Here is a 25,426-nt window from a genome sequence, read left to right on the forward strand (position 1 = left end):
TTTGATTTTTTAATTATTCAATATTAATTATTCAATATTCAATGCCTTTACAAACAGACTAGGTTATTACGGTGAATTATCTCATCATAATCTTGATAACCCAACTTCTCTTTGATCTCACTAGAGTGTAGTCCTTTTATCTTTTCAATTTCAGCTTGAGAATAGTTAACCAACCCTCGGGCCAATCGGCTCCCAGCCTCATCTATTATATCAACTACATCCCCAGCCTTAAAACTAGCTTTAACTCTAATCACTCCAGAAGGTAATAAGCTACTTCCTTGCTTACTTATAGCCTTTGCTGCTCCAAAATCAACAATAATACTCCCTTGTACATCTAAGTTAAAAGCAATCCATTTTTCTCTACTGGCCAAGCCTTGTTCAGGTAAAAATAGAGTTCCTTTTTCTTTTCCACTACTAATTTGAGATAAAATTTGATCCTCACTCCCATTAGCTATTATCAAAGAAACACCTGCTTTAGTTGCAATCTTGGCCGCTCTAATCTTAGTTACCATACCTCCAGTTCCTCGTTCAGTACCGGCTGTTCCTGCTAAACCTTCAATCTTTTTTGAAATCTTTTCAACATTATTGATCATCTCAGCTTCAGGATTAAAACGTGGATCAGCAGTATATAAACCATCAATATCAGATAAAATAATTAACAAATCTGCATCAACCAAACCACTTACTAATGCTGATAAGGTATCATTATCTCCAAACTTAATCTCATCAACAGCTATTGTATCATTTTCATTGATGATTGGGATTACATCATACTCTAGTAATTGATTTAGAGTATTGCGTGAATTTAAATACCGCTTTCTATCAGTCAAATCCCTTTGGGTCAATAAAACTTGAGCCACTCGTTGATCATATTCACTAAATAACTTTTGATAAGTTTTCATTAATACCCCTTGACCAACAGCTGCTAAAGCCTGCTTTTGCGGGATAGTCTCAGGATAATAATCAAGATTTAACCCACCTACCCCAGCAGCAATTGCTCCTGAACTGACCAATATAATCTCTTTTCCTTGATGCTTAAGATCAACCACTTCTCTAATTAACTTTTCAATTCGATTTAGATTTAATTTAGAATTCTGATAAGTTAACGTACTACTACCTATCTTAACTACAATTCGATCCCTCTCTACAAGCTCTTCTCTCACTTCTATCACCTAACCTTCAGTTAAGGTAAACCATACTTCTTAATTCAATTGATAACTATTTTTTTCCTCATTCTTGCGGTATAAAACAAACACATTCCCTATAATCTGCACAACATCAGAATTAGTTTGTTCTGCTAATTCATAAGCTGCTTCCTGAGAATTATACATAGAATTATTCAAAGTTCTTAATTTTATTAACTCCCTTGCTTCTAAAGCATCTTCTACCTGTTTGACAAGATTTTCAGAAATGCCATCTTTACCAATTTGAAATAATGGATTCATTTCATTTGCTTTTCCTCGTAAATAACTTCGCTCTTTTCCTGTTAACATTTTTTCAACCCCTTATACTAAACTTAATTATAGATTCTTTAATAAATTTTCAGTAATAAAACATCTTCAAAAATTAGTTCTTAGCTTATCTAACAATTAAAATTATCCCTCTCGATACTCAAACTGCAAACCAGCTATATCAACGGTCATCCCCTCTTTTATTCCTGCTTTCTGTAAAGCATCTTCTATACCCATCTTTTCAAAGTTCTTAATTAAATACCTTAAACCTTCCTCTGTACTTAAATCTGCCATAGCTACTTTACGTTCAACTTCATCACCAGTTACTTTAAAGATATTATCAACTCTTTCTATATCAAAACCTTGCTCTGTTTCACCTGGCTGAGGCCCACGAATAACAACTTCCTCTTCAGGTTCCTCAACTTCGAAAAAGTCAGGTGCTTCTTTAACTAGTTTATTTATTCTAGTAATTAACTCATCAATCCCTGCCCCGGTAACCGCTGAAATCGGGAGAACTTGATAACCCTTTTCTTCTAATTTAGGCTTAATTTCATTCAAGTTGTCTTCTGCTTGAGGTAAGTCTATCTTATTAGCTACTACTAACTGTTCTCTATCCAGCAAATCAGAGTTAAACTCCCTTAATTCATGATTTATCTTTTCAAAATCCTCTAGTGGATCTCGCCCCTCTATTCCAGAAATATCTAAAATATGGACTATTACTTTTGTTCTTTCAATATGACGTAGAAAATCATCCCCTAAACCAACACCTTGGTGAGCTCCCTCAATCAAGCCAGGAATATCAGCCATCACAAAAGAATCGTAATCTCCAACTTTAACTACTCCTAAATTAGGCTTCAATGTAGTAAAATGGTAAGCTCCAATCTCTGGCTTAGCTGCTGATACCCTTGAGATCAAAGTAGACTTACCTACACTAGGATAGCCCACTAAGCCCACATCTGCTAGCAACTTAAGCTCTAGCTTTAATTTTTTACTTTCACCTGGTTCTCCATTTTCTGAAAATCTAGGAGCTTGTTTAGTAGATGATTTAAACCTTGTATTTCCTCGTCCACCACGTCCACCATTAGCAACAACAACCTTTTGTCCATCATCTATTAAGTCTGCAACTATCTCTCCAGTTTCAACATCGGTTACTGTAGTTCCAGGAGGTACAAAAACTACTAAATCCTCTCCAGCTTTACCATGTTGCTTCTTACTTCCTCCTCGTTGACCACTTTCAGCTTCATATTTATTTCGTTCCCTAAAATCCAATAAGGTATTAAGTCCTTCATCTACCTTAAAAATAACATCTCCTCCATGTCCACCATCTCCACCGTCTGGTCCTCCAGTTGCTACAAATTTTTCTCGACGAAAACTGGTCATTCCATCTCCACCATCGCCACCTTTAACTTCAATCACAACTTCATCAACAAACATTATTACCAACCCCTATAAGTATCAAATCATGAAGCAAAATTCCCCTTTGTTTTCCAATCAATAAGTATTAATCAATATCATATATATCTTTTCCTAAAAAAGCAATTTTATTAAATTATTATAACATAAACCAAGATAAAAAACATTACTTATTCACTAGTAATCCAATTAACTACCTTTATCCTGTTTAAACTATATTGATATAATATGTCACTTCGTGACACAGCCGTCAGCAAACGTTTTTTTGTTACGAAGAGTTTAAGGCTCGTAGGATCAGCCATGAGTTGTCAGCCCAATCAAAACCTATTAAACCCCAACAAGTAAAACCATCTAAACCCAAGAAATATAATGCTTTCTAGATGTTTTAATTTTTATTGATTTTAAATGCTCTTAACTGATAGCTGAGGGCTGACCGCTGACCCTACGAGTTCTAAAATTCCAAGAACTCTCCGTAATAAAAACCGTTCGCTATGTGGCACAAAAGTACCACACTATTGTAACCAAACTTAACTATTCACTGTAAAATATATAAAAAAACATAAAAACTCCCAGTAAATACTGGGAGTTTTTTGGCTACTAAGCCATTGCTTGGATTTGATCTTCAGTATAAACATTAACTTCTCTTTTATCTCGACCTTTTCGATCAAAAGAGACATAACCATCAACTTTAGTGAATAAAGTATCATCTCCACCTCGACCTACATTTAATCCAGGATGGAATTTAGTACCACGTTGTCGAACAATAATACTACCTGCACTAATATACTGTCCATCATGGCTCTTTACTCCCAGTCGCTTAGAAATACTATCACGACCATTTTTAGAGCTACCGACTCCTTTTTTATTAGCAAACAATTGTAAATTCATCTTAATCATTTCTTCCACCCCCTTTTATAATTCAATTAATAATGAATAGTTAAATTCAAAACCTCTAAAAGATCTTGATTTTTATCTGTTCTCTATTCATTACTTCATTTCTATATATTGCGAGTGACTCTTTTCAGTCTCTTCTAATCCTGTCAGCATTGTTTCCAAAATAGCTTTAACTTCAATATCTTGAGCCATTTTAGAATCTAACTTACAACTTAACCAACCATCTTTTACTTCAACCTCAGGGGCCAATCCTAAATAATTAACTAATCCAAAAACAGCAGTCTGTAAAATTGCTGAGACTGCTGCACAGATAATATCCTCTCCTGAGGGAGCATAATCAGCATGTCCTTCAACAAAGAACTCAACAATATTTCCAGCTTGATCGCGTTCAATATTAATTGTAATCATTATGCTTTAATGCTATCGATCTTTATTTTAGTATATGGTTGACGGTGACCAGTCTTTTTTCGATAATTATTCTTAGGCTTATACTTAAAAACGATTATCTTATCACCTTTAGTTTGAGCAACAACTTTAGCAGTTACAGTTGCATCTTCTACCGTTGGTTGACCAACTGTCAAACCATCTTCAGTTGATACAGCCTTAACTTGATCAAACTCAACCGTTTCACCTGGTTCTAAATCTAATTTTTCAACGTATACTTCTTGACCTTCTTCTACTTTATATTGCTTTCCACCTGTTTTAATGATTGCATACATGTCATTAACACCTCCTCTACCTCAGACTCGCCGATAGCTAGGTAATCTCCTCTATCGAGATTTTAGACCCGTATCGTGCGGTTTTGGTAGTGGCTAAAATAAACCACTTACGAGTATGAATTCTAACACAAAAATTTAATTCTGTCAAGCAGACTTTAAATTAAGATGGATAATTAATTACTAGTTCCTATAATCTTTGCTTGAGCATAAGTTTTAGTAACCTTTATAATCTCAACTTGAACTTTATTACCTACTTGACTTCCTCCATCTATAATATCAATAATATAGCCCTTCACTCTAGCAATACCATCTTGTAAGCGAAATAAGTGTTGCTCTTCGATATCTAAAATCAATTCATCTCCAATTTCAACCGGCAAGGCCAATTTCTCAATCTCTTTTCTTGAACCCAACTTTAAAATATTTACTGTTTCTAAATGTAGATCTGGATTACCTTTAATATAGATGTTTTTCTTTAATCTTTTTTCTAATTTTTCTAAATTTTTGCCACCTAAACCGATCAACTTAGCCGCAATACTAGGATGCACTTCTAACAAAATAGCCTCTTTTTTCTTCTTCCACAACACTTCTCTAATCTTTCGAATTGCTTGTAAGACTATCGTATCCTCTGATAGTATTTTTCCAGTCCCTTGGCAGTACGAACAACTCTGTTGCAGAAACTGACCAACCCTCTCCTTTTCCTTCTTACGTGTCATCTCTACCAAACCCAATTTTGTCAACCCTAAAATATTGGTTTTGGTCTTATCCAGGGCCAACTTATTTCTTAAAACCTGTAATACCTTATCTTGATCTTGACTACTTTTCATATCTATAAAATCAATAATAATAATTCCACCAATATCCCTAAGACGAAGTTGCTTACTAATCTCTCTTGCTGCTTCAAGGTTTGTCTTTAAGATCGTCTTTTGCAAATTATCTTTTCCTACATATTTTCCTGTATTGACATCAACAGCAGTTAGTGCTTCAGTAGTATCAATCGTAATATAGCCACCACAGTTTAACCAGACCTTCCGTTCTAATAAGTTCTCAATCTCTTCTTCAATATCATAGTGATCAAATATAGGCTTAGGATGATTATAATAATAGATCTTTGATTTAAGTTGGGGAGAGATATAATCAACTAATTCTTCTACTTGATAATAATCTTCTTTCGTATCCAAAATAAATTTATCAATCTGATCAGTAAAATTATCTCTAACTATCTGTTTTATTAAGTTTAAATCCTGATGAATTAACTGCGGAGCCTTGGATTTTTTTGCTTTATTGTGGATATCATCCCAAATTTTAAGCAAAAAATTAAGATCGTGTTTAATCTCTTGGTTTGATTTATGAGCTGCTACCGTCCTGACAATAATCCCCTTATCCTCAGGGACCATATCTTGAGCTAATTGACGCAACCTCTTTCTTTCTTCTTCATCTTCAATCCTTCTTGATACCCCAACATGGTTGACATAATTTAATAAAACTATATAACGCCCTGGAATATTTAACTTACAAGTGCCACGTGGCCCTTTAGAGCCTAATGACTCTTTAGTTATTTGAATCAAAAGCTCTTGACCTGGCTTTAATAGTTCTTCAATTCTCTTCTTCTGCTCTTTATTTGATAAAGGAAAGAGATCTTTGACATGTACAAAAACATTCTTTTCTAAACCTACATTTACAAAAGCAGATTGCATTCCGGGAAGAACGTTCTCAACTTGACCTAAATAAATATTCCCTACTATTTGTTGGGAGAAGTCCCTTTCAAATAAAATCTCTACTAGTCTCCTATTCTCTAAAATAGCCACACGGGTTTCTAAGCCCTGAGCATTGACTACTATCTCCTTTCCCACATTATCCTTCCTTTCTTGCACTATCAATTATTTAATAATCTATAATAGAGTAATAATATTCTTTTAAACTCCTTAAAACAATTTAAATTTACAGTTATAATTATTTTGTTATAAATCCTTTAAACCATGCTCAATTAATTTCAAATCATAAATAAACTATCTTAATCTAATAAAGAATTAACCGGTAATTCCAAACCTTCCTCTACTAATGCATTAATTATTTGCTCTTCTGTAACTAATCCCAGAATCTTCAAATCAGAGTCAACTACCAGAATAACATTAAATCGATTAGGTACTAATCGATCAATGATATCTTTAAGAGGAGTATTCTGTTCAGTAATCAAATGTTCAACGGCTACTACTTTTTCAGTTAAAAATTCATCTTTCTTCTTAGCAATATATTCCATTAATATATAAGGGGTGTATTGCTTTTCTTTTACAGCAATAAAATAAATAAAAAAAGCAATTATTAATAATATAATATTAAAATTACCCAAATAAATACCTATAACTGCTATAATAGCAATACTAACAGCTATAATTTTACTTAACCACAATACACGATTAGTTGCTTCTTTAAATCCAATCTTGCTTGTTAATTTGGCCCGTAAAACTCTTCCACCATCTAAAGGTAAGGCAGGTATTAAATTAAATAACCCAATTGTTAAGTTTAATCTAATCAAAAAAATTCCTATCTGCAATGAAATGATTTCATATCTAATTAATAATAAAACAATCAACCCTAACATCAAATTAAATAATGGTCCTGCTAATGCTATTTTAATCTCAGCCTTAGGTTTTAATTGAATCAAATTGGCAAATTTAACTACCCCACCAAAAGGTAATAATTCAACTTCATTAACCTTAACACCTTCATTAACTGCTACTACTGAATGGGCCAACTCATGTAATAGAACAATTAAAAAGGTCAAAGATGCCTCAGTAAATAATCCTGAGATAGAAAATAAAAATAATACTACTAAAAATAATAAATTCAATTTAAACTTTACACCTTTTATTTTGAGCAATTTATTGCCACCTTCTTTCATTATATAATAACTATTAATGGCAATAAATTAATATGCTACTTTCTTGAAGTAGCATGCTGAATTTAAAATAACATCTTCTTTCTTCTCATATTAATATTAATAATTAGGCCTACTGCTAATAAGCTAGTAATCATTGAACTTCCGCCATAGCTTAAAAAAGGCAAAGGAATCCCAGTTACAGGCATAATACCGATTGTCATCCCTACATTTTCTAAGATATGAAAAGCAAACATTGATAAGATTCCAGTTACAACTAATCTGCCAAATTCATCTTTGGCCTCTTCTGCAACTTTAATTCCTCTCCATAAAAGAATAAAATAGCAGAGTAAAACAGCTACTGCTCCTATAAAACCTAATTCTTCTCCTAAAACAGAAAAGATAAAGTCAGTATGGCGTTCTGGTAAAAATCTAAGTTGATTTTGACTTCCTCCAAATAGCCCTTTCCCCCATAATTGTCCTGAGCCAATTGCAATTTGAGATTGAATCAAATTATAACCTGACCCTAATGGATCAAAATAAGGATTGACAAAGACAAGTAACCTATTCAGTTGATAAGTTTGTAATGGAATAGAAACACCCCAGCGAAGATGGGCAGTAATCCAAGCAATGCTCGTAGTTAAACCACTTATACCAACCCCTAATAATAACTTTGGGCTAGCCCCAGCAATATAGATCATTCCTACAAAAGTAGCCACTACCACTAATGATGTTCCTAAATCATTTTGAGCCAAGATTAATAAGATCGGAATAGCAACATGGATAATTGGGACAATTAGACCTTTAATTTGACTGACATCATAATCTTTTTTAGCCAGCAGATCAGCCAAAGTAATAATCACAGCCAGTTTAGCTAACTCAGAAGGTTGAAAACTGAGTGGTCCAAGTCTAATCCAGCGTTGACCTCCACTAATAGTTTGGCCCAAAACTAAAACAGATAACAATATTAAAATATTGCCAACATAAATCACTCTAGAATAATTCCGCAAAGCCCTATAATCAAAAAATAGACTACATATTAAACCTAAAGATCCAATTAAAATCGAGGCACCATGCCTTTGCAGGAAAGGATTTCCTAAAAAACTAGCACCATTGATAAAAGTAGCACTCCTAATTAAAGTCACTCCAATGATAACTAATATTGCAACAGTTAAAGGAATTAAATAGTCTATTTGTTTTATTAATTTATTCACAAAACCTTCCACTCCCTCTTTAATTAATGGAGTAATCAACTTTAAATTGCCAATATTACCTCTTCTTCAATTGCTTGACAGGAATATTAGCTACTAATGCCACAGAATTCTCCTGCCTATCTAATTCCATTTCTAAACCACTTTCATCAATATCTAAATATTTGGATATTACTCCGATTAACTCTTCTTTCATATCCTCAATTACTTCTGGTGAAACTCCTATCCGATCATGAACTAAGACCAGCCTCAGTCGTTCTTTTGCTAAATCTTTACTTTGTGGCTCCTCTTTATTGAACATTCCTTTCATTAAATCTATCACACCTTAATCCTCCCCAGTTCTATTTTAAACCAACAAATCGTTTCAAGCGATCAACAACTCCTTCTTCTAATGACATTAATGGAATGTCTTCCCCTTCTAACCTTCTAGTAATATTCCAAAAAGCCTGTCCTGCTTGATCATTTTCAGTTAAAATAATTGGTTCTCCAGTATTAGTAGAGACAACGATATTTTCATCTTCAGGAACAATACCTAATAATTGAATTGCTAAAATTTCAACCATATCCTCAATATTCATCATATCTCCCCGCTTCATCATATCAGCTCTAACTCGATTGATAATCAATTCTGGATTAGATATCCCTTCAGCTTCTAACATACCAATAATTCTATCTGCATCTCTAACCGCTGCCACTTCAGGAGTAGTCACTACAATTGCCTCATCTGCTCCTGCAACTGCATTCTTAAATCCTTGCTCTATCCCTGCTGGAGAATCTATAATCACATAATCAAACTCCTTTTTCAAATGTGCAATTAACTCCTCCATCTGCTTTGGATTAACAGCAGTTTTATCTCTAGTTTGAGCAGCAGGTAATAAACACAAACTACTATACCTCTTATCTTTAATTAAAGCTTGCTCATGCCTACATTTTTTTTCTACTACATCTACAATATCATAAACAATCCTATTTTCCAATCCTAAGACTACATCCAAATTACGCAAACCAATATCAGCATCTATTAAAACTACTTTTTTACCAAATTTAGCTAAACCCGTTCCTAAATTAGCAACAGTAGTAGTCTTTCCTACACCGCCTTTGCCAGAAGTAACAACATATACCTTACCATCCACTAACCTTCACCCCTCTACTTTCTTAAATAATGAATTTCAATCTTTCCATCTTTTATATAAGCAATCTCTGGAGCATCTGGAGAATTAGTAAGACCATCTGGAGATCTACTAATATAATCAGCAATTCTTAATTGTGTTGGATTCAAGCGAAAAGCAGAAATAGTAGCATCTCCCTTACCATTAACCCCACAATGTGCTATACCACGAATAACTCCCATTACAATTATATCTCCTCCAGCTATAACTTCAGCACCAGGGTTCACATCTCCTTGAATTACTATATTTCCTGCAAAAGAAACTGATTGACCAGACCTGATTGTTCGTTTAATTAATAATGTATCTTCCTGTTGGGAAGTTTTGAAATCAGTTTCATCATTAATAAATTCAATTACAGATAGATCAATTTCTTTTTTAAATACCTCAACTAACTTCTTTTTTTCAGTAATAGATAAAGATCTACTTCCTAGTTTAACTCTAGCAATCAAATCATCATTAAAAAAATTCCCTGCTCGTTTAAATTTATCTTTCAATTCAACTATTAACTTAGCAAAATCAAGTTGATCATCTAAAATTATAATCAACCCTTCTAAATCCCCTTTGAAGACAACTCCATTACTTCCCATCTTCTTTCCTCCTACAAGATTAACCTTCCTTATCTTCAATATCTACATCTTCTAAATCAAAATACTCTTGCATTATCCCTTCAACTATTGAAAGAGTATTCGCACTAGAAATTCCATATTCAAGAAAGACAACTATTGAAATCTCTGGATCATCAGCTGGTGCATAACCACCAAACCAGCCGTGATTAGGATTATTTCTACCGGTTTGAGCCGTTCCTGTTTTACCTGCTAGAGAAATTTCTGTATCTCTAAAGCTACTTCTAGCAGTTCCATGAGTTATAACCCCTTCTAGCCCTTCTTTAATAGCATTCATTACTCCTTCTGATAAAGACAAATCATTTATTAACTGCGGTTCTATTTCTTCAACTATATTTCCATCTTGATCAACAACTTTATCTGCTAATAATGGTTGATAAATCTTACCATCATTTGCTATGGCATTCATTACATTAATTAGTTGAATTGGAGAAGCCCTTAAGTTCCCTTGGCCTATCGATAAATTAATTGTATACCCAGGATACCAAATTCTATCTTCTACTCTTTGAAAATTATTTCTGCGCCAATCTGGATCTGGAACTAACCCTTGTGCTTCATTTTTTAAATCAATACCTGTTTTTTCTCCTAAGCCAAATTGACGGGCATACCATTGTAAAATAGTCTGATCTTCTTTATATAATTGATGTCCTAATTCATAAAATACTGTATTGTTGGACCAAGCCAAGCTATCTACAAAATTTATTTCTCCTTGTCCACCTGAATACCAATTACTAAATCTAGTTCCAGCTACTTCATAGTAACCAGGATCATAAAATTTATCATCCCCACTGATCCCTAATTCTTCTAATGCAGCTGCGGCAGTTACTATTTTAAAAACAGAACCTGAAGGAGCACTCGTATTAACTGCTCTATTTAAGAGGGGTCTTCGCAGGTCAGTATTAATTTTTTCCCAATCTTTTCTTGAAATCCCAGATGAAAATAGGTTAGGATTATAATCAGGAAAACTGTTCATGGCTAAAATATCACCATTTTTAGGGTTAGCCACAATAACCGCTCCACCAATCGGCAGATGTTCTTCATCTTCAAGCTCCTCTTGAATTACTTTGACCTTATCTGCTAGTAATTCTTCTATCGTCTGCTGTAACTTATAATCAATATTTAAAATTAAATCATGACCTGGCTTTGGCTCTTCAATTCCTAAAACCCTCAATTGTTGACCCAGACTGTTGACCTCTACCTGTTGTCTTCCTCTTTCACCTCGTAAGTAGTCTTCGTAAATTAATTCTAAGCCTGTCTTTCCTAAAATATCACCTGCCCTATACCCATCTTCACTTAAGTTACTCAATTCATTGGCAGATATTTCACCAACATAACCTAAAATATGGCTGGCTAAATTATCATTAACATACTTTCTCATTGGAATCTTTTCTATAATTAACCCTGGAATTTGCTCTTTATTCTCTTGTAATATAATTAGCTCTTCCTGGCTTATATTCCTTTTTAATCTTACTAATTTATCTGCTTGATTATTAATAAGCTTTTCCTTCAATTTCTCTTTATCCAATTCTAAGATCCGTTCTAACATCCCTAAAGCATAATCAAGCTCATCAACTTCATCAGGAATTAAAGAGACAGTATAAGTTAATTCATTAGAAACTAAAACTTCCCCAGTCTGATCATAAATCTTTCCTCGCGGGGCACTGATCGGAAGAATAGAAGTTCTGTTTCCTTCTGATAACTTTTTATATTTTTCTCCGTTATGAATTTGAAGATAATATAACTGAGCCACTAAAACTAGAAAGATCAAAGCTATTATTATTGTAAAGTGAAACAATCTTCGTTCACTGTCATTTTTCACTTAATTTTCCTCCTGTTATTACTAATTAAGAATATAATTCCAGATGTTGAAAATGGCCTTCCGTTTATGAATTGATATCAGTTAGATAAGAGTCAATCTTATAAACAAACGGATAAATGACTAAGGTTACTCCAGCATTTAAAGTAGCTAGAGGGAGAATTACTCCCTCTATTGCCTGCTCTAAAGTCACAAAACTGAATAGATAATTGGTAAATAAGATGACGAGCACTTGATTAATAACAGTTGCAAAAAATAATATTAAGGGAGGCAATGAGAAACTATCTTGATACACCTTCTTTTTGAAAAAACCAACTAAAAAACCAACTAAAGTTTTGGAAATAATATTAATTCCAAATAACCCTCCCGAAAACAAATCCTGCAAAAAACCAGCTAAAAAACCAGCTATCCCGCCAGCCGTTTTCCCATAATTAATAGATAAAATCATCACCACAATTAATAAAAAATCAGGAGTTATTTGGCCCAATACTCCTCTTGAAAAGAATAAAGCTTGACAAACGAAAAAAAACAATCCAAAAATTATATAAAACAGATAAATCATCAATCTAGCTCCTCCTCATTCAATTCAGGATAGTCATCAGGAGTAGGTGCTAACAAATCAGTTTTTGTACTAAAATCGGTAATTACCAATAACTTTTCAAGTTTATCTAAATCTGCAAAACTATCAATTTCTGCTTTTTGGGTCAAACCATAATTATCAGGGCTAACTGACATAACTTTTCCAAGTGGCAATCCTCTTGGGTAATGTTCAGATAAGCCTGAGGTAACAATTATATCACCTTCCTTAACATCTGCATCCCAAACTAAATCTTCCATAATTAATTTTCCATCTTCAAGTTGACCTTTAACAACCCCTAAATCTCTAGAGTTCTCCCTTTTTACTATACCACCGATTACAAAAGTAGGATCGTTTAATAATAAAACCTGAGCAGTACGATTAGTAACCCGATTAACTCGTCCTACTAAATAACCATTTTCAGCTATTACAGGCATATTGCGCCCAATACCGTCTTTCTTTCCTTGATCAATCATCACAATCTTTGACCAATTATCAGTCCCATAACTGATCACACTTGCTCCTACTAAATCATAAGGTACATATTCCTTGAAGTTCAAAAGCTCCCTAAACTTTTGATTTTGAGCCATTATCTTTTGCAATTTATTCCGATGATAATCTAAATTTTTAATTTTTTTTCTTAACTTTTCATTTTCATCTTTTACTTGCTGATAATTTAAGACCATTTTAGTTGAATCTTTAAGCCAATTTTGAACAGAATTGATTATTCTAAAACTAGGACTGATTAAATCAATTATTGCTCCTTCAACTAAATTATAATCTTTATCTAAACTGGCTAAATTAATAATTCTAATCAAAATTAACAGAAGTACACATAACACAAATAGTTTTTGATGCTTCTTTAAGAAGTTTAACACTTTTACCACCCAATTTATTAAATTACTTCTCTTACATTTTTTCTTAAGATAAACGCTTAGGGGTAATTAAAACATCTTTTAAGTTATTCAGTTCCTCCAATACTTTTCCTGTTCCATAAACGACACAATCTAGTGGATCATCAGCCAAATAAACAGGCATACCTGTTTCCTCAGAAATCAATTGATCTAACCCTGTTAATAAAGAACCTCCACCAGCCATTACAATTCCTCGATCCATAATATCAGCCGATAACTCAGGAGGAGTATTCTCTAGCGTACCTTTTACTGAGCGTACAATATCATTAACCGGCTCTTTCAATGCATCTTGAATCTCTCCAGCACTAACTTCAATTGTTTTAGGTAATCCATTAACTAAGTCCCGACCTCTAATCTCATAAGTTTCTTCTGCTTTTTTATCACTCTCAGGAGCAAAATAAGCAGAACCAATTTCAGTCTTTATCTCTTCTGCAGTTCTTTCTCCTACCATTAAATTATAATTATTTTTAATATAATGAACTATTGCTCCATCCATGTCATCTCCCCCAACCCTAATTGAGGCTTTAGTTACAATTCCACCTAAAGAGATTACTGCTACTTCTGTTGTTCCACCACCAATATCAACAATCATATTTCCTGTTGGTTCATGAACAGGCAAGTTGGCCCCTATTGCAGCAGCCATTGGTTCCTCAATCAAATAAGCCTCTCTAGCTCCAGCATGTAAAGCCGCATCTATGACTGCTCTTTTTTCTACCTCTGTAACTCCAGAAGGAACACAAACTACAATTCTAGGTCTTACCAACCTTTTTCTTTTATGAGCTTTAGTAATAAAGTACTTCAACATTTTCTCTGTTACTTCAAAATCAGCAATAACTCCATCTTTCATAGGACGAACAGCCATAATATTACCTGGAGTCCTTCCAATCATATTTTTAGCATCATTTCCTACAGCTAAAACTCCTTCTTTAGAGTTATTGTTATTTTGAATCGCCACCACTGATGGTTCTCGAATTAAAACCCCCTTGCCTCTAATATAAACTAATGTATTTGCAGTTCCTAAATCTATTCCCATATCTCTGGAAAATGGTGCAGTTAAAAAATTTAATACCATGATATATTTCCCCTTTCAATAACAATTTTAAAATAAATTTTTAGCTTTCAAACTAAAATAATCATCAAAACCAATAATTAAATGATCTAATACTTCAATCCCAACTAATTCTCCTACTTGAAATAATCTTTTTGTAACTTCTATATCTTCTTGACTTGGTGTTACATCTCCACTAGGATGATTATGAGCTAATATAATTGCTGCACTACTTTTTTTTATTGCAAGACGAAAAACTTCTCTCGGATGTACAATTGAATTGTTCAAACTTCCTCTAAAGATTTCTCTAACTCCAATAATTTCGTTTTTAGTATTTAATAAGACAATCTGGAAGCTTTCCTGATGAAAATCTTTTAATTTAGGTATCATAAACTGAGCAATATCTTCAGGTGAACTGATCTTAGTCAAATCAGAGTGGACACTGAGCAATCTTTTACTCAATTCTGCTACAGCTTTCAGCTGACTAGCTTTGGCCAAGCCAATCCCTTTTATTTGCTGTAATTCTTCAATACTCAAATCTACCAGACATTTGACACCTTCACAAGCAGTCAGTAATTTATTAGCTAAATCCAGTGCTGTTCTCTTTTTAGAACCTGTTCTTAAGATCAGGGCCAACAATTCAGCAGTAGATAGAGTAGTTGCTCCATACTTAGCCAGTTTTTCTCGTGGTCGCTCCTCACTAGGCATATCCTTAATTGTTAAATAGTTATTCATTAAAACTTAACTTCACTCCCAACTCTGTTAACATAATTCTTAGACTATACAATGATAGCCCTACTACATTATAAAAACAACCATTAATCTCTTTGACAAATACTGCTCCTATACCTTGAATCCCATAGCTTCCTGCTTTATCAAAAGGCTCTCCAGTAGCTATATATTCTTTAATCTCTTGAGCAGCTAACTCTTTAAAGTTTACAGTTGTTATTTGATAATCAGTCAAACTTTTTTGAGCAGTCATAACTGTAATTCCAGTCAAGACCTGATGCTGTCGCCCACTTAACTTAGTTAGCATTTGGTAAGCCTCATCAAAACCTTTAGGTTTACCTAAAATTTTATTATCTATACTGACTACTGTATCAGCAGCAATAACTAGTTCATCCTGACTATCAATCACATCTTTCGCCTTTAAAAATGATAATTTTTGTACTAATTTATTTGGTTTATCTTCTTTAACCTTTTTTTCATTTATCTTACTCGGTCTAACTTCAAATTTAATTCCTAACTTATTCAATAATTTTCGTCGGCGTGGAGAAGAGGAGGCTAAGATAACCTTTTTCATTAAATAATTCCTCCAATCCAAAATAATTTGTAATAAAAATCTAATCTCTTCACTAAATAATTTCCAAGTTCTAATTTTTAATCAAGTCAAATTCTAGATAATTACTCAATTTAATTACAACCACTCCCACAAAGATTCCTGTCGGTAAAGATAATAATAATAAATAAGGTAGATAAAGTATTAAGCCCCAATTATTAATTATAATACTGGCCATTACTACTTGTCCAAGATTATGAAATGCTGCACCGAAAACACTGATCCCTATAACACTAAATTTATGCGAATAAAAATAATAAACAAAACCCATAACTAGAAGGCTAAGTATTCCTCCTGTTAGGCTTAAAAAAAAACTGATACTGAAAAAAGTACCAATTAATAATGACGATAGAAATATTCTTAAAGTTATAACTACAAAAGCACTTTTGAATCCAAAGTAAAGTAAAACGAACAATGTGATTATATTTGCTAATCCAAGTTTGGCCCCAGGAACAACTAAAAAAGTAGGCAACATTACCTCTACAATATGTAAAACAATTGCTCCTGCTACTAGTAATGATAAAGTTAACTGCTTTTTTAATTTCATACTGAACCTCTCTTTCATTATTATAACAAACTTACCTATTTTATAAACACTAAATTCAACTTTAATTTATATTTTTAGATCAACTACTTTCAATTATTGATAACCTCTATACTAATAGTGATTAAGAGCAAAACCCACATTATTTAGTTTATCATTTTTAAAGAGCAAAGACAACCCTTTTAATTTTTCATTTCAAAGAAATAAAAGGTAGCCCCTTAAAGGACTTACCTTTTATTTGGAAGATGTTTACATCAACTTAGTAGATATTCCTCTGATTATCTTATTGTTTATTGATATAATGTGTCACTTCCTGACACAGCCGTCAGCTATCAGCTATGAGTCGTCAGCCCAATCAAAACCTATTAAAAAAAACAACAAGTAAAACCATCTAAACCCAGGAAATATAATGGTTTCTAGATGTTTTAATTTTTATTGGTTTTAAATGCTCTTAACTGATAGCTGGGGACTGACCGCTGACCCTACGAGTTCTAAAATTCCAAGAACTCTCCGTAACAAAAACCGTTCGCTATGTGGCAAAAAAGTGCACACTATTGTAATACAGTTCCACTTTCACCTTTAATTCACTAAAAACCAGCCTGTTTTAGGGTTGCTCTTTCTTTACTTCCTGTAATGCATTGTAATTAGCTTCAATTGTAGCCTCCAACTCTTTATCACTATGGGCCAACGAAATAAAGTTAGCTTCAAACTGAGAAGGAGGTAAATAGATTCCTTGCTCCAACATCTTTTGAAAATAAAGAGTAAAGGCATCGATATCACATTCCTTAACATCCTGGTAATTGGTCACCTCAGTTGGATTAAAAAAGAGACAGACCATTGAACCAACCCGTGATATAGTAGCAGGAATTTCCAATTTATCAATGTTAGCTTTAAAACCAGCTGCTAACTTACTTGCTTTCTCTTCTAATTTTTCATAAACCTCATCTTGGAGTAAGAACTTCAGCGTCTCTGCCCCAGCAGTCATTGCTAAAGGATTACCTGATAAGGTTCCTGCTTGATAAACTGGCCCCTCAGGAGCTACATGACTCATAATCTCTGCTTTACCACCATAAGCACCAACAGGCAATCCCCCTCCAATTATCTTACCAAAAGTAGTCAAATCAGGCTCAATATCATATAACTCTTGAGCTCCACCATAAGCTAACCTAAAGCCGGTCATTACCTCATCAAAGATCAAGACCACTCCATAATCATCTGCCAACTCTCTTAAGCCTTCTAAATAACCATCTTTTGGAGCAATAACTCCCATATTTCCAGTTACAGGTTCTAAGATAAGTCCTGCAATTTCAGAACCATACTCCGCAAAGATAGTTTCAACTGCCTCCAAATCATTATACGGAGCAATAATTGTCTCCTGAGCAATATTAGCTGGTACTCCTGGTGTACTAGGAATCCCTAAAGTAGTCAATCCTGAACCAGCATCAATCAATAAGCTATCTCCATGCCCATGATAACAACCTTCCAACTTAAGAATCTTATCTCGCCCAGTATAACCTCTAGCCAATCTGATAGCACTCATCGTTGCCTCTGTACCTGAATTGACCATCCGCACTTTATCAATTGAAGCAATATTATCTACAATCAAGCTGGCTAATTCTGTTTCAATCTCAGTTGGAGCTCCAAAGCTAGTCCCCTTTTGGATCTGTGATTGTAAAGCTTCAACAACTTGAGGATGATTATATCCTAAGATCATTGGCCCCCAAGAACCAACATAGTCGATATATTCATTACCATCGGCATCATAGATCTTTGAGCCTTCACCTTTCTCAATAAATAATGGATCACTATCAACAGCACTAAAAGCCCGTGCTGGACTATTTACTCCTCCAGGAATAACCTCCTGAGCTTCTTTAAAATACTTTTCTGACTTCTCCATACTAACACCTCCGATTAAAAACATTTAATAGTTAAAACCTTTAAAATCAATTTAATTGATATACAGTAGCACTTTTCGTTCGTAAAAGAATGTGTTTTTGTAGGGGCGACTCTCCGTGGTCGCCCGTGATTTAACATGGGCAGGCACAGAGACCTGCCCCTACAAATATCATTTCTACCCGCCAAATCAAAAGTGCCACATTATTGTAATTAAGCTCTTGACCTTAAACTATTCAATATTCAATATTCAATATTAGTTATTCAATATCTTAGCTACTTCTTTCGCATAATATGTAATAATAATCTCAGCCCCCGCCCGTTTAATGCTGGTCAGCATCTCCAAAGCAACTTCTTCTTCATTAATCCAGCCCTTTTCTGCTGCTGCTTTAATCATTGCAAATTCACCACTAACATTATAGGCAGCAACTGGAACATTAAAGTTATCTTTGGCCCGTCTGATAATATCAAGATAAGATAAAGCAGGCTTAACCATAATAATATCTGCCCCTTCTTCTAAATCAAGTTCAATCTCTGTCAATGCCTCATCGCTATTAGCTGGATCCATCTGATAAGAGCTTCTATCTCCCTCCCCAGGAGCAGAATGAGCTGCATCACGAAATGGCCCATAAAAAGCTGAAGAATACTTAGCAGCATAAGACACAATTGCTACTTCTTGATAACCTTTTTGATCCAACTTTTCTCTAATCGCTCGTACCCGTCCATCCATCATATCAGAAGGAGCTACCATATCAGCACCTGCTTGAACATGAGATAAAGCAACCTTAGCCAAATTATCTAATGTTGGATCATTATTTACAATTCCCTCCTCTAAAATACCACAATGCCCATGACTAGTATACTGGCATAAACAGACATCGGTAATTACCAGTAATTCAGGATACTCTTCTTTAATTGCTCGACAAGCCCGCTGAACAATTCCCTCCTTTGCCCAAGCACTAGAACCTTCTTCATCCTTGCTCTTTGGAATTCCAAATAAAATAATCCCTGCAACTTTAGCTTGAACTAACTCTTCAACCTCATCAAGTATCATATCCAATGATAAATGATAATTACCCGGTAAAGAAGGTATCTCTTCTTTAACATTCTCACCATTGACTACAAATAATGGCTGAATCAAATCAGCGGCACTCAATTTTGTTTCTCGAACTAAATTTCTGATCGCTGCTGTCCGCCTTAAACGACGTGATCGTCTAATTAAATCCATCTTATCCCTCCTTCATATAGCTAATTTACAATGTACAGTCATATACGTCAACTTAATAGATATATAGCTTAAGTTTAAGTCCAAGTCTAAGTTTGAGTAAGAACTAAAAACTCTTATCTCTTTAACGATTGACTTAGCCTTAACTTCAACCTTAAACTTAAATTGTACATTCTATTAATCATTAATTTATATTTTATATCTCCCAGAATTTAAGCACTTGCTGGGCCAACTCTTCCCAATTCTTAGCACTTGTATTCAGTACCAAACTGACTAAATTACTCTGCTGAGCTAATTTTAGCTTCCGTTGTTGTCGCTGATAATAATGCTCAACAATCTCCTCTACTGTCGAACCAAACCGAGAAATATAACTTCTCCATCTACTTCCTCGGCTAACAACAATTCGCTCAACCATCACTTCCTTGTTCATAGTCAATAAGACTAACTTTGTCTTTAAATCTGCTAAGCGATCATCTATCTGTATTAACTCTCCCCAGTTTAGGTGATCAAAATAAGTAGCATGAGTTAAATGAAACCTCTCCAATAAAAAAGCATAACAGTGCTCTTGTTCTGCACCCTGCCATCCTCTCTGGTGATAATATTTTTGATAACGCTCTAAAGGGGTTAAAATATCATTTAATAGATTTAAATTATCCTCTTTAGTAATTTGTCCTTGATTATGTTTAGCTTCTAACACCCGCTGCGTTAAGTCTTCACCATAAACTAACAAGGGCATAAAATCACGCTCTAAAACCTGTTCGTTCCGCAAAAGATGCTCAATTATTGTTGTTTTTCCCGTAGCTGGTACCCCTTCAATGACAATACCTTTCACTTGAGCCGACACAATGACACTCCCTTATAGTGTACAATGTACAGTTTACAATTTATAATTAAAGAGCAACTCTTTAAAGCTAAAAATACTTAAATATTTTTAATTGTCCATTGTACATTCTCTTAATTATTAATTGTTTTTATAATATCCTTTAACCGCTGCTAACAACCCCTCAACCGTATATTCATCAGCCACTACTGCTATCTCTAACTCATAATCCCGTACCGTTTGGGCAGTAATCGGGCCAATACAGGCAAGCTCTATATCTGCCAATAAACGCTGGTATTCATCACCCAATTGCTCAATGAAATTATGTACAGTCGATGAACTTGTAAAGGTTACCATATCAACTCGGCTTTCTTCTAATTCAGTTATTAAATCTTGACTTCCTACCCCTTTAATCGTCTGATAAGCCGTTACATCATCGACCTTAGCCCCATTATTCTCTAATTCGTGAGCCAACAGCTCTCGTGCAATATCAGCACGTGGTAGTAAGAACTTCTGTCCTGTCAAATCCTCTTCAACAAACCCTTCTAGGATAGATTCGATTACATAATCATCTGGAATATAATCGACCTGTAAGCCATAATCATTCAACTTAGCAGCAGTCTTAGGGCCAATAGCACAGAGCTTAACCCCTGCCAAAGCTCTCACATCTAACCCTAACTCAAATAGTCGATTGATAAAATACTTAACTCCATTAATACTAGTAAAGATAATCCAATCATAATCACCTACCTGCTCTAACTTTTGATCCAACTCTTGATAACTTTCAGGTGGAACAATCTTAATTGCTGGTGCCTCAATTACTTTAGCACCATCTCGAGCTAAAGCTTTAGAAAAACTAGTCGCCTGCTTTTTAGGTCTAGTAACTACAATTCGTTTAGAGAATAAAGCTTTCGTTTCAAACCAATTTAACTTCTCTCTTAAATTAATTACCTCTCCAATAACTATAATAGCTGGTGGCTTAAGATTATTTTTCTCAACTTTAGTAACTATCGTCTCTAAAGTGCCAACCAATGTCTCTTGTTCCGGTCTAGTCCCCCATCTAACCAACGCAACAGGAGTTTCACGATTACAACCTGCCTCCATTAACCTTTTAGTAATCTTAGCTAAATTACCAACCCCCATCAAAAAGACCAATGTTCCCATTGCATTAGCCAATTGATCCCAATTAAGGTTAGATTCATCTTTAGTTGGATCTTCATGACCAGTCACAAATCCAACAGAAGAGTTAAAATCACGATGAGTCAAAGGAATTCCTGCATAAGCAGCTACTGAAATAGGAGAAGTAATCCCTGGAACAACCTCAAACTCAATTCCTTTACCTAACAACACTTCTGCTTCTTCTCCACCACGACCAAAAACAAACGGGTCGCCACCTTTTAATCTAGCCACTATATTCCCTGCTTGAGCTTGCTCAACCAATAATTGATTAATCTCATCTTGGGTTCGATAATGATTGCTAGCCTTTTTTCCTACATAAAATAACTCTACACCTTCACGAGCATAATCTAGTAATCTGGGATTGGCTAGCCTATCATATAAAATCACATCAGCCTCTTTAATAATATTTAAACCCTTAACTGTAATTAAGCCTTCATCTCCTGGGCCAGCCCCGATTAAATAAACTTTACCTACCATTAACACTTACTCCTTCCTGCTTTTGAACCTGCTCTAAAATATCTCCTGCCCCTTGCTCTAATAGTTTTTTGGCTAACTTAACTCCTAATTCTACTGCTTCCTCTCGCAAACCCACCACTTCTTCTTTAAATACCTTACTACCATCCAATTTTGCTACTATCCCTTCAACTACCAACTGATCATCTTCAACCTGAGCATAAGCTCCAATTGGCACCTTACAATCCCCTTCCAAATACTCTAAAAAACTCCGTTCAGCTTTAACGGCATCTACAGTCGCTTGATGATTAATCTCTGTAACTATATCCTTAATCTGTTGGTCATTGGCCCTAACTTCAATCGCCAAAGCACCTTGTCCTACTGCTGGAATCGAAATCTCATCACTCAAACAAGAACTGATCTTATCCTCCCAACCCATTCTCTCCAAGCCTGCTGCCGCTAAGATAATTCCATCTAAATCTTGACTCTCTAACTTCTTCAACCGAGTATCTATATTACCTCTAATTGGAACAATCTCTAAATCAGAGCGATAATTCAATAGCTGGGCTCTTCTACGCAAGCTCCCTGTTCCTATCTTAGCCCCTTCAGGAAGGTGGTCTATATCCAGATCATCCTTACTTATTAATGCATCCAAAGGATTGGCCCGCTCAGGAATTGATAAAATTTCAAGCTCATTAGGTAATTCTGCTGGCATATCCTTTAAGCTATGAATTGCTAAATCAATCTCCCCATTCAATAACGCTATCTCTATCTCTTTAATAAATAGACCTTTTCCACCAATTTCAGCTAAAGGCTTATCTAAAATTCGATCCCCTTTAGTAGTGATTTTTTTTAGCTTGAACTGATAGTCAGGAAACTTTTGCTGTAATTGATCAGCCATTAACTGCGATTGGGCTACTGCCAACTGACTCTTCCTTGTTCCAATAATAATCTGTTCCATAATTACCTCCTTGCATTCATTGCTTTATAATTTACAACTTTAAAAATCATAAAAAAACTAATTAACTCTTTATTAAGCTCTACTTATATTATAGTATTTATTAGTGTTAGAAAAAATAATTTATGTAACATTATTGATATATAGCTATTTTGTAATTTAAATCAACTTCAGCTCCGCCACTACCTGTTCAGGCAAAATCCGTTTAACCTCTTCAATCACTGCTAAACGATCAATCCCTAGTTGCTCGATCAATTCTAAGTTAGCTAACTTTCTAAAAATTTGACGCCTCTTCTCTTCCTGGTCTATCTTATCAATTACTATTGGTCTAATCTCAGCTAATAGCTGCAAGAAAAAATTAAACTCCGTCCCAAACTCTTCTTCTAACTTCACTCTAAGCTGTCGAGATAATGCTGGTAAACTTCCACCCGTTGCAATCGTGATTAATAAATCTCCTCTCTTAACTACTGCAGGTAAAGTACAAGTTGATAACTCTAGATTATCAATTACATTAACCAAAATCCTTTCCCTTTCAGCTAATTGAGCAATCTCTTGATTTAACCTACTTTGATCTGTAGCAGCAATCACTAAAAAAGAGCCCCCTAAATCGAGCTCTAAAAATTCTCGTTCTTTATAATTTATCTCTTCTTCTATAATCAATTCTTTTACAGGTTCAATTACCTGAGGACTAACCAATTCAATCTTAGCTTCAGTATTTACTAATCGCTTTAATTTACGAAAAGCAACCTTCCCTCCACCAACAACTAACACCTTCTTATCCTTCAACCTTAAATTAACTGGGTATAACTCCATTAGCTCCTCTCCCTAAATAAATCTTATACGTTAAAACTTAAACAACTCTTTAATCACTTTTAACTTTTGTGAACTACCCTCACTATTAGCCAACTGCTTGACGCCTAATGTGGGAGTGTGTAGTAATTTATTAATCAATCGACTGCTCAACTCTTCAACTATATCTTCGTGATTCTGCTTAGAATTTGCTAATCTTTGTAATGCCCAATCTAGTTCTTGCTCCTTAATACGATTGGCCCTTTGTCTCATCTCTTTAATCACTGGTACAACTTGGCGATAGTTTAACCATTTTTCAAAACCTTCTTTTTCTTCAGCTATAATTTCTTCAACTTGATCTATTTCTCCCCTTCTTTCTTCTAGGTTTTGATTGACTACCGCCTCTAAATCATCAATATCATACAGATAAACTTCATCTAATTCAGCAATTTGTGGTTCTATATCTCTTGGAACAGCAATATCAATCAAAAAAAGAGGACGATTCCTATTAATCATAACCTCTTTTATATCTTCATAATGAAGTACATAGTGTGGAGCAGCCGTTGAGGCAATAATAATATCAACATCCTCAATCCAATTCTCTAACTTCTCCCAATGGATAACTTCTCCTGAAAATTGTTCAGCTAATCTTCTTCCATTTTCGTATGTTCTATTAGAAACCATCACTCCTTTAACTCCATGAGCAACTAGATTTTTCAAAGTCAATTCACTCATCTTTCCTGCACCTAAAATCAATACTTTCTCCCCCGATAAAGAACCAAATACCTGCCGGGCCAACTCCACAGCTACATAGCTGATTGAAGCTGCATTTTCATCAATTTTAGTCTCTCCGCGAGCCTTTTTAGCGACTTTAAAGCTTTCCGTAAACAGCTTATGTAAATAAGTATTAATTGCTCCTATCTTCTGAGCTCTCTTAAAGGCTCTTTTAACTTGGCCCAAAATCTGAGTTTCCCCTATTATCAAAGAATCCAATCCACTAGTAACTCGAAATAAATGTTCAACTGCTTCTAAATTATGATAAGAATATAAATATCCTTGTAACTTCTTAACCTTTAAATTAGAAAACTCCCTAAATAATTCCAAAGTGAATTTGTTAGCTGAATAATCATTCTCAGCTAACAAATAAATTTCCGTACGATTACAGGTCGATAAAACAGCTCCTTCTTTCACATCAGATGATGTAGAAATTTTATCCAAAATCACCTCCTGCTGCCGCTTAGTCAAAGATAGCTCTTCCCTAACTTCTAAAGAAGCTGTTTTATGATTTAATCCAACAACTACTAACTCCACAGTTGATCCTCTCCTCATAAATTATAACCCTTTAACACCATTTAAATCTATAATTAAATTAAACCAATTATAAAAAACAGAATTTTAAGATTAATCTGATTAAACATCATCTCTAAATCCAAATCTTGTCTTATTATATCAAAAAAAACTACAACTGTCTATAATTTACCCAACCTTCGAAGATTTAATTAAACCATAAAAATAA

General features: G+C 34.4%; 26 protein-coding genes. All 26 read right to left on the reverse strand.

Features of this window, described 5'->3' with window-relative positions:
- Positions 1–47: 47 nt before the first annotated feature.
- Positions 48–1,169, reverse strand: coding sequence for a glutamate 5-kinase (gene proB / locus ACKF5P_RS09165; RefSeq protein ID WP_408956651.1), 1,122 nt, complete (start codon positions 1,167–1,169; stop codon positions 48–50).
- A gap of 33 nt (positions 1,170–1,202) precedes the next feature.
- On the reverse strand, positions 1,203–1,493 hold the full coding sequence (yhbY, locus tag ACKF5P_RS09170) for a ribosome assembly RNA-binding protein YhbY (protein WP_408954902.1): 291 nt from the start codon (positions 1,491–1,493) through the stop codon (positions 1,203–1,205).
- Between the two features lie 102 nt (positions 1,494–1,595).
- Positions 1,596–2,885: a GTPase ObgE gene (gene obgE / locus ACKF5P_RS09175; RefSeq protein ID WP_408954903.1), complete on the reverse strand. Its 1,290-nt coding sequence runs from the start codon at positions 2,883–2,885 to the stop codon at positions 1,596–1,598.
- A 576-nt stretch (positions 2,886–3,461) separates the two neighbouring features.
- On the reverse strand, positions 3,462–3,761 hold the full coding sequence (gene rpmA, locus ACKF5P_RS09180) for a 50S ribosomal protein L27 (protein WP_408954904.1): 300 nt from the start codon (positions 3,759–3,761) through the stop codon (positions 3,462–3,464).
- 90 nt (positions 3,762–3,851) lie between these two features.
- Positions 3,852–4,166, reverse strand: coding sequence for a ribosomal-processing cysteine protease Prp (locus ACKF5P_RS09185; RefSeq protein ID WP_408954905.1), 315 nt, complete (start codon positions 4,164–4,166; stop codon positions 3,852–3,854).
- A complete protein-coding gene (rplU, locus tag ACKF5P_RS09190; protein ID WP_408954906.1) occupies positions 4,166–4,477 on the reverse strand; it encodes a 50S ribosomal protein L21 in 312 nt (103 codons plus the stop codon). The genes ACKF5P_RS09185 and rplU overlap by 1 nt, the downstream gene beginning before the upstream one ends.
- 173 nt (positions 4,478–4,650) lie before the next feature.
- A complete protein-coding gene (locus ACKF5P_RS09195; protein WP_408954907.1) occupies positions 4,651–6,327 on the reverse strand; it encodes an Rne/Rng family ribonuclease in 1,677 nt (558 codons plus the stop codon).
- 161 nt (positions 6,328–6,488) lie between these two features.
- The gene (locus ACKF5P_RS09200) at positions 6,489–7,325 is read right to left on the reverse strand and encodes a site-2 protease family protein (RefSeq protein WP_408954908.1); all 837 of its coding nucleotides are present in this window, start codon (positions 7,323–7,325) and stop codon (positions 6,489–6,491) included.
- A 113-nt stretch (positions 7,326–7,438) separates the two neighbouring features.
- Positions 7,439–8,566, reverse strand: a complete 1,128-nt coding sequence (gene rodA / locus ACKF5P_RS09205) for a rod shape-determining protein RodA (protein ID WP_408954909.1) — start codon at positions 8,564–8,566, stop codon at positions 7,439–7,441.
- 55 nt (positions 8,567–8,621) lie between these two features.
- Positions 8,622–8,885, reverse strand: coding sequence for a cell division topological specificity factor MinE (gene minE / locus ACKF5P_RS09210; protein WP_408954910.1), 264 nt, complete (start codon positions 8,883–8,885; stop codon positions 8,622–8,624).
- 19 nt (positions 8,886–8,904) lie between these two features.
- Positions 8,905–9,696, reverse strand: coding sequence for a septum site-determining protein MinD (minD, locus tag ACKF5P_RS09215; protein WP_408954911.1), 792 nt, complete (start codon positions 9,694–9,696; stop codon positions 8,905–8,907).
- A gap of 14 nt (positions 9,697–9,710) precedes the next feature.
- Complete coding sequence (gene minC / locus ACKF5P_RS09220) at positions 9,711–10,319, reverse strand: septum site-determining protein MinC (RefSeq protein WP_408954912.1); 609 nt, start codon at positions 10,317–10,319, stop codon at positions 9,711–9,713.
- A gap of 19 nt (positions 10,320–10,338) precedes the next feature.
- Complete coding sequence (gene mrdA / locus ACKF5P_RS09225; RefSeq protein WP_408954913.1) at positions 10,339–12,174, reverse strand: penicillin-binding protein 2; 1,836 nt, start codon at positions 12,172–12,174, stop codon at positions 10,339–10,341.
- A gap of 64 nt (positions 12,175–12,238) precedes the next feature.
- The gene (mreD, locus tag ACKF5P_RS09230; RefSeq protein ID WP_408954914.1) at positions 12,239–12,733 is read right to left on the reverse strand and encodes a rod shape-determining protein MreD; all 495 of its coding nucleotides are present in this window, start codon (positions 12,731–12,733) and stop codon (positions 12,239–12,241) included.
- Positions 12,733–13,626: a rod shape-determining protein MreC gene (mreC, locus tag ACKF5P_RS09235; protein WP_408954915.1), complete on the reverse strand. Its 894-nt coding sequence runs from the start codon at positions 13,624–13,626 to the stop codon at positions 12,733–12,735. Before mreC ends, mreD begins: the two co-directional genes overlap by 1 nt.
- 43 nt (positions 13,627–13,669) lie before the next feature.
- Positions 13,670–14,734 carry a rod shape-determining protein gene (locus ACKF5P_RS09240; RefSeq protein WP_408954916.1) on the reverse strand — a complete coding sequence of 355 codons (1,065 nt, stop codon included), beginning with the start codon at positions 14,732–14,734 and terminating at the stop codon, positions 13,670–13,672.
- 27 nt (positions 14,735–14,761) lie between these two features.
- A complete protein-coding gene (radC, locus tag ACKF5P_RS09245; protein WP_408954917.1) occupies positions 14,762–15,445 on the reverse strand; it encodes a DNA repair protein RadC in 684 nt (227 codons plus the stop codon).
- Positions 15,438–16,013 carry a Maf family protein gene (locus tag ACKF5P_RS09250; RefSeq protein ID WP_408954918.1) on the reverse strand — a complete coding sequence of 192 codons (576 nt, stop codon included), beginning with the start codon at positions 16,011–16,013 and terminating at the stop codon, positions 15,438–15,440. Before ACKF5P_RS09250 ends, radC begins: the two co-directional genes overlap by 8 nt.
- A gap of 70 nt (positions 16,014–16,083) precedes the next feature.
- Complete coding sequence (locus ACKF5P_RS09255) at positions 16,084–16,596, reverse strand: Gx transporter family protein (RefSeq protein WP_408954919.1); 513 nt, start codon at positions 16,594–16,596, stop codon at positions 16,084–16,086.
- 601 nt (positions 16,597–17,197) lie between these two features.
- Positions 17,198–18,490: a glutamate-1-semialdehyde 2,1-aminomutase gene (hemL, locus tag ACKF5P_RS09260; RefSeq protein WP_408954920.1), complete on the reverse strand. Its 1,293-nt coding sequence runs from the start codon at positions 18,488–18,490 to the stop codon at positions 17,198–17,200.
- 252 nt (positions 18,491–18,742) lie between these two features.
- Entirely contained in the window at positions 18,743–19,714 is a 972-nt protein-coding gene (gene hemB / locus ACKF5P_RS09265) for a porphobilinogen synthase (protein WP_408954921.1), read from the reverse strand.
- 193 nt (positions 19,715–19,907) lie between these two features.
- Positions 19,908–20,555 (reverse strand): hypothetical protein, encoded by a 648-nt coding sequence (locus ACKF5P_RS09270; protein ID WP_408954922.1) that lies wholly within the window; start codon positions 20,553–20,555, stop codon positions 19,908–19,910.
- Positions 20,556–20,672: 117 nt separating this feature from the next.
- Complete coding sequence (gene cobA, locus ACKF5P_RS09275; RefSeq protein WP_408954923.1) at positions 20,673–22,187, reverse strand: uroporphyrinogen-III C-methyltransferase; 1,515 nt, start codon at positions 22,185–22,187, stop codon at positions 20,673–20,675.
- Positions 22,177–23,124, reverse strand: a complete 948-nt coding sequence (gene hemC / locus ACKF5P_RS09280; RefSeq protein WP_408954924.1) for a hydroxymethylbilane synthase — start codon at positions 23,122–23,124, stop codon at positions 22,177–22,179. The genes cobA and hemC overlap by 11 nt, the downstream gene beginning before the upstream one ends.
- 156 nt (positions 23,125–23,280) lie before the next feature.
- Positions 23,281–23,934 (reverse strand): bifunctional precorrin-2 dehydrogenase/sirohydrochlorin ferrochelatase, encoded by a 654-nt coding sequence (locus ACKF5P_RS09285; RefSeq protein WP_408954925.1) that lies wholly within the window; start codon positions 23,932–23,934, stop codon positions 23,281–23,283.
- A 30-nt stretch (positions 23,935–23,964) separates the two neighbouring features.
- On the reverse strand, positions 23,965–25,221 hold the full coding sequence (hemA, locus tag ACKF5P_RS09290; protein WP_408954926.1) for a glutamyl-tRNA reductase: 1,257 nt from the start codon (positions 25,219–25,221) through the stop codon (positions 23,965–23,967).
- Between the last annotated feature and the right edge of the window lie 205 nt (positions 25,222–25,426).

The organism is Natroniella sp. ANB-PHB2, assembly GCF_046097105.1.
In the GTDB taxonomy this organism is placed as follows: Bacteria; Bacillota; Halanaerobiia; order Halobacteroidales; family Halobacteroidaceae; genus Natroniella.

Excerpts from the sequence above, each read along its gene's own strand:
- obgE (WP_408954903.1), bottom strand. The coding sequence starts at position 2,885 with ATGTTTGTTGATGAAGTTGTGATTGAAGTTAAAGGTGGCGATGGTGGA.
- ACKF5P_RS09185 (WP_408954905.1), bottom strand. The coding sequence starts at position 4,166 with ATGATTACAATTAATATTGAACGCGATCAAGCTGGAAATATTGTTGAG.
- hemC (WP_408954924.1), bottom strand. The coding sequence starts at position 23,124 with ATGGAACAGATTATTATTGGAACAAGGAAGAGTCAGTTGGCAGTAGCC.
- radC (WP_408954917.1), bottom strand. The coding sequence starts at position 15,445 with ATGAATAACTATTTAACAATTAAGGATATGCCTAGTGAGGAGCGACCA.
- rplU (WP_408954906.1), bottom strand. The coding sequence starts at position 4,477 with ATGTATGCAATCATTAAAACAGGTGGAAAGCAATATAAAGTAGAAGAA.
- hemL (WP_408954920.1), bottom strand. The coding sequence starts at position 18,490 with ATGGAGAAGTCAGAAAAGTATTTTAAAGAAGCTCAGGAGGTTATTCCT.
- mreD (WP_408954914.1), bottom strand. The coding sequence starts at position 12,733 with ATGATTTATCTGTTTTATATAATTTTTGGATTGTTTTTTTTCGTTTGT.
- cobA (WP_408954923.1), bottom strand. The coding sequence starts at position 22,187 with ATGGTAGGTAAAGTTTATTTAATCGGGGCTGGCCCAGGAGATGAAGGC.
- rpmA (WP_408954904.1), bottom strand. The coding sequence starts at position 3,761 with ATGATTAAGATGAATTTACAATTGTTTGCTAATAAAAAAGGAGTCGGT.
- yhbY (WP_408954902.1), bottom strand. The coding sequence starts at position 1,493 with ATGTTAACAGGAAAAGAGCGAAGTTATTTACGAGGAAAAGCAAATGAA.
- ACKF5P_RS09250 (WP_408954918.1), bottom strand. The coding sequence starts at position 16,013 with ATGAAAAAGGTTATCTTAGCCTCCTCTTCTCCACGCCGACGAAAATTA.
- ACKF5P_RS09240 (WP_408954916.1), bottom strand. The coding sequence starts at position 14,734 with ATGGTATTAAATTTTTTAACTGCACCATTTTCCAGAGATATGGGAATA.
- ACKF5P_RS09255 (WP_408954919.1), bottom strand. The coding sequence starts at position 16,596 with ATGAAATTAAAAAAGCAGTTAACTTTATCATTACTAGTAGCAGGAGCA.
- ACKF5P_RS09285 (WP_408954925.1), bottom strand. The coding sequence starts at position 23,934 with ATGGAGTTATACCCAGTTAATTTAAGGTTGAAGGATAAGAAGGTGTTA.
- hemB (WP_408954921.1), bottom strand. The coding sequence starts at position 19,714 with ATGGATTTAATTAGACGATCACGTCGTTTAAGGCGGACAGCAGCGATC.
- minC (WP_408954912.1), bottom strand. The coding sequence starts at position 10,319 with ATGGGAAGTAATGGAGTTGTCTTCAAAGGGGATTTAGAAGGGTTGATT.